Source organism: Geobacillus sp. Y412MC52, from assembly GCF_000174795.2.
In the GTDB taxonomy this organism is placed as follows: domain Bacteria; phylum Bacillota; class Bacilli; order Bacillales; family Anoxybacillaceae; genus Geobacillus; species Geobacillus thermoleovorans.
In genome coordinates this window covers 1,256,806-1,269,220 of record NC_014915.1, presented here as the reverse complement: position 1 = coordinate 1,269,220, position 12,415 = coordinate 1,256,806, and the positions used below count along the sequence as shown (strand labels likewise).

The window sequence follows — 12,415 nt, the reverse complement described above, 5'->3', positions numbered from 1 at the left end:
CTTTCCCTCTCTCTACAAATCTAGCTGCCGGGCGATGATTGTTTTCATCATCTCGTTCGTCCCAGCGTAAATGGCGCTTACGGGAATGTCGCGATAGCGCCGGGCGATCTCATATTCTTCCATATAACCATAACCGCCGTGCAGCTGCATCGCCTCGGCCGCGACACGTTTTGCCATCTCGGTAATCCACCATTTCGCCATCGACACTTCCGTGACGATCTGTTTTCCCGCCATATGCTCTTCAATGACGCGGTCGACAAACGTGCGGCCAAGGGCGATTTCCGTCGCCATCTCGGCAAGGCGGAACTGGACGGTCTGAAACTCGCTCACCCGTTTGCCGAACGCCGTGCGCTGTTTGACATATTGCTTCGTCAAGGAAAACATCACTTCCGCCGCCGTTTGTGCGGCAATGGCGACAACGAGCCGCTCCTGCTGGAGCTTTTCCATCAAATAGTAAAAACCTTTTCCTTCCTCGCCGAGCAAATTATATGCCGGCACTTTCGCATCTTGGAAAAACAGTTCGGCGGTATCTTGGGCGTGCAGCCCGACTTTCTCGAGCTTCCGACCGCGCGTAAACCCCGGCGTATCCCGCTCCACGACGAGCAGGCTGATGCCGCGGTGCGGCGGCTTTGCCTGCGGGTCGGTTTTGCAGGCGACGACGATCAAGTCGGCATGAATGCCGTTCGTGATAAACGTTTTTTGTCCGTTGACGATGTAGTAGTCACCGTCTTTTACTGCCGTTGTCGAAATGTTGGCCAAATCCGAACCCGCCCCCGGCTCGGTCATGGCGATCGCCGTGATGAGCTCGCCGGTGACGCATTTTGGCAGCCATTTTTGTTTTTGCTCCTCGGTTCCGTACGATGCGATATACGGCGTGACGATGTCGTTGTGCAGGCCGATGCCGACGAGGCTCGATCCGACTTTTTCCAGTTCTTCATTGATGACGACCGAGTAGGCAAAATCGGCGTTGAGACCCCCATACTTCTCATCGACCCACGGGCAAAGAAAGCCGTTCTCGCCCATCTTCGCCCAAAACGAACGCGGAATGATGCCGCGCTTCTCCCAATCGTTATAATGCGGGTACGCTTCTTTTTCCAAAAACTTGCGAAACGCCGCGCGGAACATATGGTGCTCCTCACGCAAATAGCGAGCCGTCACCCGTTCATCCCTCTCTTCTGTTCGGTCACTTTTTCTCTGTTCCGCCCGCCGCCTGTTTTTTCAGCTGTTCGCGCAGCAAAAACTTTTGGATTTTCCCGCTCGCGTTGCGGGGCAGAGCATCGATGAAATAGTAGGCGCGCGGACGTTTGTACGGAGCAAGGCGGTCGCTCGTTTTGCAAAACTGCTCGAGCTCATCGGCGGTCAGGAGGTCATCTTTTTTGACGACGAAGGCGACGACTTTTTCGCCCCACAACTCATCCGGCTCGCCGAGCACAGCGACATCAAGCACTTTCGGATGCTCGTACAACACGTCCTCGACTTCGCGCGGATAGACGTTTTCCCCGCCGCTGATCACCATGTCATCGACCCGGTCGGCGACATACAAGTAGCCGTCTTCATCAAGGTAGCCGAGGTCGCCGGAATGATACCAACCTTTGTACAACGCTTTTTCCGTCGCTTCCTCGCGCTTGTAGTAGCCAGCCATCATGCACGGCCCGCGCATCACAATTTCACCGACTTCATATGGCGGCAGCACATCGTCTGGGTCGGACGGACCGTCTTCACGCGCACGGACGACGCGGATCTCATGGTTCAGGCAGGCGCGTCCAGCGGAACCGGCTTTTTTCAGCTGCTCGTCTTCCAACAAAAACGTCACCGCCGGCCCCATTTCCGTCATGCCGTACGCTTGAATCAGCTCGATGCCGAGCTGCTCTTGGCATTGCCTGACAAGCGCTGGAGCCATCGGAGCGGCGCCGTATAGGCCGAGGCGAAGCGAAGATAAATCGTAACCGCTTACATTCTCCTGCAAGATCATGTTCCACATCGTCGGGGCTCCAAACATGATCGTAATCCGCTCCCGTTCGATCGTTTCAAGCACGAGCTTGGCGTCAAAATGGTGCAAAATGATGCTCGCCGCTCCGGCATGCACGCGCGGCAGCAAGCAGCAATGCAGCTCGGCGCAATGGAACAGCGGCGCTGCCGCCAGCCCGCAATCCGTCTCGCGGATGCGCATGACGCCATGGCAAATGACGCTTTGCTCGATCATGTCGCGGTGACGGTGCATCACTCCTTTTGGACGCCCAGTTGTGCCGCTTGTATACATAATGGCATAAAGATCGCTCTCATCCACATGAACACGCGGCGCTTCCCCTAGGGCCCGCGCGGCCTGCTCGTGAGCGTTTTTGGCAAACGGCGGCGGATCGCGGTCGATCGACCAAAATGACACGTGCGGGAAACGGCTGTGAATCGCGGCAAGTTCCGGTTCCACCGCCCGTTCAAACAGCACGATTTTCGGCTCGGCGTCCGTCAAAATATAGGCGATTTCTTCCGCCCTCAGCCGAAAGTTGATCGGATTGAACACCGCGCCGATTTTGGCGCAGGCAAACAAGGCGGTCGCGAGCTCAAGCGTATTGTACAGCACCGTCGAAACGCGGTCTCCTTTGCGGACGCCCGCTTCCAAAAACGCGTTCGCCCACCGGTTCACTTCCCTCTCCCATTCGGCGTACGTATAGCGGCGTCCGGTCGCCGCGTCGACGACCGCCTCCCGGTTTGGAAACTTTCGCACTGTCTGGGAAAACATCTCCCCAATCGTCATGTACAAGCGCCTTTCCCCCTTTTCTCCGAATGGACGCAGGGCGTGCAGATCCACTAGACAGATAATTCAGATAAATAGGTGTATGATGCCCCCGCTGTTTATGTATTCGCTCTTTTTGATCGCATTCCTCTTTTTTGCGGCACAAAAAAGAAAGGAAGACCTCTTTCTTTCGACAAGAAAAAGAAAGAGGAGCCTCCTTTGCTTTTTTTCATCTCGCGCCGAGAAGACCCCCACTTCCACGTGTGAGCGTAGGTGGGAGAGCGTTCAAGCATGAATCACTAAATCGCGGTCACGGATCGTCATCAGCTCTTTTTTGTCGTAGCGCCCTTCATGAAGAAGGCGGACCGCCTGCTTGCGGATCGCTTTTTCGATTAAGTTGCGCACATAGCGGCCGTTGCTGAACTTGAGGCGGCCGGTCGCTTCCAGCGTCCCTTCGAGATGAATGTACAGTTTCCGCTCCGCTTCCGGCGTCATTTCATACTCGCGTTCGCGCAGCATTTGCTTGGCGATTTGCACAAGCTCCTCGACCGTATAATCGGGAAACTCGATCGTGAGAGGAAAGCGCGACGGCAAGCCGGGATTTAGCGACAAAAAGTAGTCCATTTCTTTCGGATAGCCGGCCAAAATCACAACCAAGTCGTCGCAATAGTCTTCCATCCCTTTGACAAGCGTGTCAATCGCTTCTTTGCCGAAATCTTTTTCGCCCCCGCGGGCGAGCGAATACGCTTCATCGATGAACAAAATTCCGCCGCGCGCTTTTTTGATCAAATCGCGCGTTTTGCTCGCCGTATGCCCGATGTACTCTCCGACCAAATCGGCCCGCTCCGCCTCGATGAAATGCCCTTTGGACAGCACGTTCATCTCAAAAAACAGCTTGCCGAGCAAGCGCGCCACCGTCGTTTTGCCGGTGCCGGGATTGCCTTTGAAAATCATATGGAGCGCCTGGCGGTTGGCCTTTAAGCCGTTCTCCTTGCGCAGCCGGTTGATGTACAGCCAGGCGTAAATTTCCTTGATGATTTTTTTGACATGATCAAGGCCGATCAGTTGATCAAGCTCCTTTTGAATATTGCGGAGCGCCTGATGCTCTTCGCCATCGAGCCAGTCGTTTCTCTCTTCTTTCACTAAATGGTTTACCGTTTTGGAGTTCAACACGATGTTGATTTGCCCTTTCGCCTTGTTCATCGTCAATTCTGACAAGGGGCGTCACCTCGCTTCCCGTTTTCTGCCATCCGCACCCGTTCCGACTTGGCTTTTGACGCCTTGCCTTTTCGTTACTAGTATACGTACGCCACCGCCGATCCGTGACAATCGCCCAAACGAACAGCGGGTCGGCTATAGCGGAAAAAGTTTGTATATGTTTATTCACAAAAGCGGCGGTTTACGCATCTGAATTCACCTCGTCCCTCACTTCCCTTCGGGTGACGCTGGAGCTTGTCGATCAAATAGCGGGCGCGGAAGGAAAACGGGAAATGGCAAAAGGCGCCCTCCGCGAAGGAAGGCGCCTTTTTTCGGCGGCGTATGTACCGTCGGTCTTACTGTTCGGTTTCAAAATGGATGTTCCGCTCCGGCGCAAACGTCGAAATGGCGTGCTTGTAAATGAGCTGTTGTTTTCCTTGCACTTCCAAAAGTACGGTGAAGTTGTCAAACCCTTTAATGTACCCGCGCAGTTGGAAGCCGTTCAATAAGAAGACGGTCACTTGAATGCCCTCTTTGCGCAGCTGGTTTAAAAACTGGTCTTGAATATTGATCGTATTTTTCATCAAACGTCCTCCTCTTTTCTCTCTAAGGATATACTTATATATTCGCTTCAAGTTGAAGCTTTCCTGCTACATAGCGAGAAATTTCCTGCACCTTGGCGGCGAACTGCCCGGCGTCGGTCATGTCAAACCATTTCACCGGCATTTGGTTGCGAAACCAAGTGAGCTGCCGTTTCGCATAGCGGCGCGAATTTTGTTTCAGCTGCTCGATCGCTTCATCAAGGGAAACGCGGCCGTCAAAATAGTCGTACAGCTCCTTGTAGCCGATGGCTTGCACCGCCTGGCAGTCGCGCAGGCCGCGGTCATAAAGCGCCCTCGCCTCTTCGATCAACCCTGCGGCGATCATCTCATCGACCCGCTCGTTGATGCGGCGGTAAAGCGCCTCCCGCTCCGCCGTCAAGCCAACGATGGCCGCCTCATACAAAAGCCGCTTTTCCGTTTGCTGCCACTCGCTGAACGGCTTCCCGGTGCAATGATACACTTCTAAGGCGCGGATGACGCGGCGGATGTTGTGCGGATGAATGCGGGCCGCACTTATTGGATCAACCGCCTCAAGCCGCCGGTGAAGCGCTTCGGCTCCTTGCTCGGCCGCCAGCTGTTTGAGCGCCCGGCGGTACGCTTCGTCGGAAGGGGCGGCGGAAAATTGGTAATCGTAAAGGGCTGCCTGAATGTACAGCCCGGTGCCGCCGACGATGATCGGCAGCCGGCCGCGCGCCGAAATCTCGGTGATGAGCGCACGGCAAAGCCGCTGAAATTCGACGACGGAAAACGGTTCGCACGGCTCTTTGATGTCCAGCAAATGATGCGGGATTCCTTCCATCTCATCGGGCTTCACTTTCGCCGTGCCAATGTCCATCCCTTTATAAATTTGCATCGAATCGCCGCTGATGACCTCTCCGCCCAGCTTTTTCGCCAACGCGATGCCGAGCTTCGTTTTGCCGACCGCCGTCGGCCCGACGATGACGGCGACTTTTTCAGCCATAGCGCGTCACTGCTTTCTGTTGTGGGACTTGTGTCAACCATCATTATACATAAAAACAGCTGTGCATGGAACCATTTCTCTCATACGTTTTCGCCATCCACAAATCGTTTTATACATGGCAACGCGAAAAATCGCCTTTCTTCCCTTTCGCCATAACCATATGGAAAAAATGAACGCCATAAAAGGCGCTCATCATAATGAAAACTTGTTGACAATCGCCTGCAAATCGTCCGCCATTTTCGAGAGCGACGCGGCCGAAGCTGAAATTTCCTCCATCGAGGCCAGCTGTTCCTCGGTCGCCGCCGACACCTCCTGCGCACCGGCCGATGTCGACTCGGCCACGTCGGCGACAAGCCGGACGGAGCGCACCATTTGCTCCGAAGAAGAGACCATGTCGCTGACCGCGGTGGATACGTCGCGGATTTGCGCCGCAACTTCGTCCACGGCGGCGCGAATGCGGGCGAACATTTCTCCCGAGGCGCGAATGACGTTCGTTCCGGCCGTCACTTCGTTAACGACCGACTCCATCGATTGGACGGCATGGACCGTTTCTTCTTGAATGGCAGCGATCAATTCCGCGATTTGCTGGGCCGATTGGGCCGATTGCTCGGCGAGCTTCCGCACTTCGTCAGCGACGACGGCAAAGCCGCGCCCGTGCTCGCCGGCGCGCGCCGCCTCAATGGCGGCGTTTAAGGCGAGCAAGTTCGTCTGCGCCGCGATGCTGCGGATTGCTTCGATGATCGAGCCGATTTGCTCGGAACGGTGGCCAAGCCCTTTAATGAGGTCAGCCAGCCGCTCGACCGTATCGTTCACTTTGTTCATTTGCGCGACGCCCGCCTCGATCGTTTGCCCGCCCTCAGCCGCTTGTCTCGACGCCTCACTAGCGATGGCGGACACGCTTTGCGCCCGTCCGGAAATTTGCTCGATTCTCTCAGACATCGAATCGACGGCGGCGGACGTTTCTTCCACGCTTTGCATTTGCTTGTCCATGCCGGAAGCAACGCCCTGAATCGTCATGGCGATTTGCTCGGTCGCTTTGCTCGTCTGTTCGGCGCTCGCTGCCAGCTCTTCCGACGAAGCGGCCACTTGCTCAGCGCTTTGCGTCACTTCCTGAAGCACCCCACGCAAATTTTTTACCATCTGTTCAAACGAAGCGGCAAGTTCGCCAATTTCGTCGCGGTTACGGACACTGGTTTTTGTCTCTGTCAAATCGCCGGCGGCAATCCGCTTCGCCGCTTCCGACAGCGTCAATAGCGGGCGGGAAAGCGAGCGGCTGATGTAGTAGCTGACAGCTGCCCCGGCCGCCGCCGTCAACAAGCCGACGGTGATGATCAGCCGCTGGACCGCAGCCGCCGATGCGCTCGCATCATCATTAGCCTCCTTCATTTCCCGCTGCTGGAGAGCGACCAATTGATTCACCTTTTCATCAAATTGGGTTGTTAAGTCGCGCCCTGTTGTGGTCACAAGGGCGATGTACTGCTCCGGTTTGTTTTGCGATTTTAAGTCGAACGTTTTTTGCCCAAGTTCGTAAAACTGCTGTTCAAGCAAATCGAGCTCGGCAAGCAGTTGTTTCGTTTCTTCCCGCGTCAGCTCCGCCGCAAGCTTTTCGCTTATTTTCTTGTACTCCCCATGCGCTTTTTCAAAGTTTTTCCTTGACGTCTCATCGCCGGTCAACAAATAGCCGCGCATGCTGCCGACCTCGCGGCGGATCAATACTTCAAGCTCTTTGGCATTGACAAGCTTCGTCACCCGTTTGTCGATCACATCGGTGTATGTACGGTCAAGAGTCGAAATCTCGTAATAAGAAAACCCGACTAACAGCGCGATCAACACGTAGACGAGGCCGAAGCCGGCCAGCAGTTTTTTGCGCACGGTCATTTTCATGTTCATTGGCAAGTCCTCCGTCTGTAAATCAGTATGTTGTTCCATCTACATTATCGGATGATAACAGCCAATGTTTAGTATTTTTTTGGCTCTTTCGCCATCTTGATGAAAAAGCCTGCTTCATTGAGAAAATCAACTGGATTTTCTCAATGAGCCTCCTCTTTCACCGTAAACTCGCAAGAAGAGCAAACAGGCCGCACCCATGCCGCTTCCCCGCCTTACGCCGTTCCTTCCGGCTGCCACGTGTTTCGGCCGGCTTCGGCTTCATCATGAATGAAAAGCGAGGTGACAAGCGCCGCGATGCTGCCAATGAGGCCGAACAAAAACAAATGATGGATGCCGGTCATAAACGTCGGCGCCTTCGTCAAAAACGCTCCCATGACGGTCACGCCGATCGCCGTGCCGATATTGCGGCAAAACATAAAAAAGGACGTCGCGATTCCTTTTTCATGAGCGTCGGCAAGCTGCTGCGAGCCAATGATCCCAACGGTCGACGTCAACCCGAATGACAGCCCTTGGACAAACATGACGAAAAACACATACCAAAATCCGTGACTTTCGTTCAGCAGCGCCAGAAGCAGGCCGGACGCAACCAGCAGCACATTGCCGATGATGAGAAGCGGACGGTAGCCATAGCGCAAAATCCATTTCCCGGCCGGCACGGCGGCGATCATCCAGCCAACGGACGAGCCAAGCAAGGCAACGCCGCTTATAAATACGGACAAATGGGCGACGTTTTGCAAAAAGAGCGGGATGTAGCTTGACGTTCCAAACAACGCGACGCAGCTGACAAAGCCGTTAATGTTCATCCATTTGAGCGTCCGGTGCTGCACAAGCGACAGCGGCACGAGCGGAGACGGCTGCCGTTTTTCGAAAAAGTAAAACGCAACAAGCAAGAGCGCGCCGGCCGCCCCGTACCACCATTGCCCCCGCGCAACGACGGTGACGAGCAAAAGCAAACTGACCGCCGCCGCAAACAACGCAGCCCCCATGTAATCGACCGCCGCCCGCTTCGGTTCATATACTTCTTTATATGGAAACAACGTCACAAGCGAGAGCAAGCAGATGGGAATGTTGACATAAAAAATCCAGCGCCATGTCGCGTATTCGACAAACAGCGAGCCTAAAAGCGGCGCCAAGACGGCGGAAATGCCCCACATGGCGGTAAAAAATGCCTGGATCTTTCCGCGCTTTTCCACCGGAAACAAATCGCCGGCGATAATGGCCGGAAACGGCATCATAAACCCGGCGCCGACCCCTTGTACGGCGCGGAACAGGACGAGTTGCACCATATTTTGCGACAAACCGCAAAGAAGCGAGCCAATCAAAAATAAAATGATGCCAAAGCTGAATACGTTTTTGCGGCCAAACAGGTCGGACAGACGGCCGGCAATCGGCGACAGGACGGTCGTTGTAATCATGTATGACGCAAACGCCCAGGCGTACAAAGAAAACCCTCCAAGCTCTTTGGCGATGATCGGCATCGTCGTGTTCATGATCGTCGTATCCATCGAGGCGACGAGCATGGCCAGCACGATGCTGACCATGACCGACGGGCGGCTGTTCATACCAATGACCTCCCTCTAGAAATGTTGATTTATCAAGGCTTTTCGGCCCCTCAGGGGTGTCCAAAAAATATTTTTCGACAAAATCCCTTACATCCTTTTTCAGTTTTGTGGATATCTTACAGACCTAGGGTGCGCTTCGCGGCCACGGCTGGGGATATTTTCCTTCCGTGGGGAGAAGCGTATTCGATGCACCCTTTGGATCTCCGCGTCGCTGATGAGGACGAACCCTCCCATGTCTCCGGGCGTCTTCGCGCCAACATTCCCTCGTTCGGTCTCGTCATCAGGCGGAGGCCGGCCAAGCTCCTTTGGGGACTCAAGGTCGAATGGATAAAATCACGCCAGCTTCTCCGGTGTCATCCTGTTGTCCAACGATTCTTCCGTTCGCAGGGGGAGGCCTTAGGCCGCCCGTTGCACCTGGGACAAGACGTCCTGTTTCATTCGCTCCGCGTCAAAGGCTTGTTTCTTCGTACAAATCGCAAACAGCACATTCAACAGCTTCCGGCATAATGCGACGATGGACTGCTTTCCGGTCAGCGGATTGACGGGGCGGGTCGTGTAATAGTCATGCAGCTCGCGAAACGCCTCGTTGTGCCGGATCAGCGGAATCATCGCCCGAAACAGCACCGATCGCAGCCGTTTCCGTCCCCGTTTGGAGATGTGCTTTTGCCCTTTGCGCTGGCCGGAGGAGTTCTCTTTGAGCGTCAGGCCCGCCAACTTCACCAATTGACGCGGGTCCCGATAGTGGGCGAAGCTGCCGATCTCCGCCAGCAGATCGATGATCGTGGCGTCTCCCAACCCGTCGACCGTTTTCAGCCATTGATACTCCATCGTCGTTTGAACCAACGCCTTCAACTCGGCGTCCAACGCGGCGATCTCAGCCTCCAATTGGCGGTATCGGCGGACGAGCGCGGCGATTTCAAACCGGGCCATCGTCGTCCCTTCCGTCACCCCAATCGAGTCCTTCGCGGCGTCGATCAACGCCTGAATTTTGGCCTTCTGCGGGCATTTCAGCCCTTCGCTTTGCCGGTACACTTCGATGAGCTCCTCGGCGGATCGGCCCGCCATATCAGCCGGAAGCGGCGTCCACTCCAGCACCGAAAGCGCCGTTTTCCCCAGGTCGCGAAACACCGTCCAAAACTCTGGAAAATATCGGTCGGTCCAGCGGACGATCGCGTTTTTCACCGCCGTCTGTTCCTTGCGGAGCTTCTCTTTGAGCGTGCTCCCGACGCGCAAATCGGCTTCGATCTCGTGCAGCAGCCGGGGGACGAGGAATCGTCCGTCTTTCGCCAGTCTGGCGATGACTAGGGCGTCTTTGGCGTCATGTTTCGTCGGCAGGTTGTCATCGAGTTCTTTCGACCGGCACACATGCGCCGGGTTGACCATGACCAACGGGATCCCGTGCTCCTCGAGGAAGTAGGCCAGGTTCAACCAGTAGTGCCCGGTCGGCTCCACCGCGACGATCACCTGCGGCTTTCCGAACGCTTGCATCGCCTCCTGAATCGCTTCATACAGCTGGCGAAAGCCCTCTTTCGACTGGAAGATCGGGAACGATTTGCGAAGCACACGCCCCCGGTCATCCACGAAGCAGGCGTAGTGGGTTCGTTTCGCGATATCGATGCCCACGACAAGCGTTTGTTCGGTGACTTGATCAATTTTATAGTTTTGTGTACAATTCATCTGAAGTCCTCCTTGGTATGGTGAGTGATGTGTTTGACACCCCTGCATCATACCAAGAGGGCTTTTTTTGATCAAGTCCCCCGGAAAAGCTCCTAACGGGAATGCTCCTTATTTAAGTAAACTATGAATATTTTACATGATAAAAAATGATAGCACCAATGATATGCGTTGAACATCCGAATCATTTGTATCCGTTGTCGAATTTGGTTACCCTATAAATAGAAATCCCCAAAACCGCTAACCCGACTCCCATCATATCATCGCACCAGTAAGGAGGAGAGAGATGAAAAAAACAACGACTGTCTTTTCGATTTCGATTGTGATTTCCATTGCGTTTATTATTTGGGGGATTATTCCGGAATCTTTATTGCCGCGCTACAATTTAAATGCGGTCAGCAGCGCGGTGCACACGTTTCTAATCGATAAATTCGGCTGGTTTTATTTGCTCAGCGCTTCATTGTTTTTAGCGTTTTGTTTGTTTCTCATTTTTTCCCGCTACGGAAATATCCGTCTTGGCCGCGACGGAGAAAAACCAGAATACAGCTATATGACATGGTTTGCCATGCTGTTTAGCGCCGGAATGGGAATCGGGTTAGTGTTTTGGGGAGTGGCCGAACCGGTGTCCCACTATTACACGCCGCCAACAGGGGAAGGGGCGACAGCGGAAGCGGCCCGTCTGGCGATGCGCTACTCGTTTTTCCATTGGGGGCTGCATCCATGGGCGATCTACGGCGTCCTAGCCTTGGCACTCGCTTACTTCCAGTTTCGCAAACGGGAGGCCGGTGTTGTTAGCCGCACGTTGCGCCCGCTGTTTGGCACACGCACAGAAGGCGTCCTCGGGGTAGCCATTGATACGTTAGCCGTCTACGCGACCGTGTTTGGCGTCGCCACTTCGTTAGGGCTGGGAGCCATTCAAATTAGTGGGGGATTGCATCAGCTGTTTCCCCGTATTTCAAACAGCTTTTCGACGCAGCTGCTCATCATTGTCGTTGTCACTATTCTGTTTATGCTTTCAGCGCAAACCGGCCTTAACAAAGGCATAAAATGGCTGAGCAACTTAAATATTGCGCTCGCGTTGCTGCTCATGGTTTTCATGCTGTTTGCCGGGCCGACGAATTTTATTATGGATGTGTTCACATCAACGATCGGGACGTACTTGCAAAACCTCCCATCGATGAGTTTCCGGCTTAACCCGTTTGAACAAAATGATTGGCCGAAAGTGTGGACTATTTTTTATTGGGCGTGGTGGATCGCGTGGGCGCCGTTCGTAGGGACGTTCATCGCCCGCATTTCCCGAGGGCGCACAATCCGTGAATTTATGATCGGCGTCTTGGTGGTTCCAACGATTTTCAGCGCTCTCTGGTTTTCGGTTTTTGGCGGTTCGGCCCTTTATCTCGAACAGTTCCGACATGCCGGCATTGGCGAAGTGATGAGTGAAAAAGGAATGGAAACAGCCTTGTTCTTTACATTCGAACATTTCCCGCTCGCTACGTTGCTTTCAGGAATCGCCATTTTGCTCATTTGCACGTTTTTTGTCACATCGGCCGACTCGGCGACGTTTGTGCTTGGCATGCAGACGACCAACGGCAGCTTAAACCCGCCAAACTCAGTCAAATTCGTCTGGGGCATTGTCCAATCAGCGACAGCGGCCATCCTTCTGTTCGTCGGCGGACTTGAATCGTTGCAGACAGCATCCATTATCGCCGCATTTCCATTTGCGATCATCATGATTTTGATCGTTCTGGCCCTTATCCGCTCCTTCCAGCAAGAAACAGTGTGAAAAGCGAAAAAACCT

Annotated in this window: 9 protein-coding genes; 1 reads left to right on the top strand and 8 read right to left on the bottom strand. The window is 54.3% G+C overall.

Going from position 1 to position 12,415, the window contains the following annotated elements; all coding sequences use genetic code 11:
* Positions 1–12: 12 nt before the first annotated feature.
* From GYMC52_RS06350 to GYMC52_RS06315, 8 genes are all read right to left on the bottom strand, one after another.
* Positions 13–1,158 carry an acyl-CoA dehydrogenase family protein gene (locus GYMC52_RS06350; protein ID WP_011230815.1) on the bottom strand — a complete coding sequence of 382 codons (1,146 nt, stop codon included), beginning with the start codon at positions 1,156–1,158 and terminating at the stop codon, positions 13–15.
* 25 nt (positions 1,159–1,183) lie between these two features.
* A complete protein-coding gene (locus tag GYMC52_RS06345) occupies positions 1,184–2,758 on the bottom strand; it encodes a fatty acid--CoA ligase (RefSeq protein WP_013523445.1) in 1,575 nt (524 codons plus the stop codon).
* 258 nt (positions 2,759–3,016) lie between these two features.
* Positions 3,017–3,949, bottom strand: a complete 933-nt coding sequence (gene spoVK / locus GYMC52_RS06340; protein ID WP_011230813.1) for a stage V sporulation protein K — start codon at positions 3,947–3,949, stop codon at positions 3,017–3,019.
* Between the two features lie 335 nt (positions 3,950–4,284).
* Entirely contained in the window at positions 4,285–4,512 is a 228-nt protein-coding gene (gene hfq / locus GYMC52_RS06335; protein WP_011230812.1) for an RNA chaperone Hfq, read from the bottom strand.
* Between the two features lie 34 nt (positions 4,513–4,546).
* A complete protein-coding gene (miaA, locus tag GYMC52_RS06330) occupies positions 4,547–5,491 on the bottom strand; it encodes a tRNA (adenosine(37)-N6)-dimethylallyltransferase MiaA (protein WP_013523444.1) in 945 nt (314 codons plus the stop codon).
* 192 nt (positions 5,492–5,683) lie between these two features.
* Positions 5,684–7,381, bottom strand: coding sequence for a methyl-accepting chemotaxis protein (locus GYMC52_RS06325; protein WP_013523443.1), 1,698 nt, complete (start codon positions 7,379–7,381; stop codon positions 5,684–5,686).
* A 212-nt stretch (positions 7,382–7,593) separates the two neighbouring features.
* Positions 7,594–8,943: an MDR family MFS transporter gene (locus GYMC52_RS06320; RefSeq protein ID WP_013523442.1), complete on the bottom strand. Its 1,350-nt coding sequence runs from the start codon at positions 8,941–8,943 to the stop codon at positions 7,594–7,596.
* Positions 8,944–9,339: 396 nt separating this feature from the next.
* Positions 9,340–10,620, bottom strand: a complete 1,281-nt coding sequence (locus GYMC52_RS06315) for an IS110 family transposase (RefSeq protein ID WP_012820510.1) — start codon at positions 10,618–10,620, stop codon at positions 9,340–9,342.
* Positions 10,621–10,903: 283 nt separating this feature from the next.
* On the opposite strand from GYMC52_RS06315, the gene GYMC52_RS06310 reads away from it, so the two are divergent.
* Complete coding sequence (locus tag GYMC52_RS06310) at positions 10,904–12,400, top strand: glycine betaine uptake BCCT transporter (RefSeq protein WP_013523441.1); 1,497 nt, start codon at positions 10,904–10,906, stop codon at positions 12,398–12,400.
* Positions 12,401–12,415: the final 15 nt, after the last annotated feature.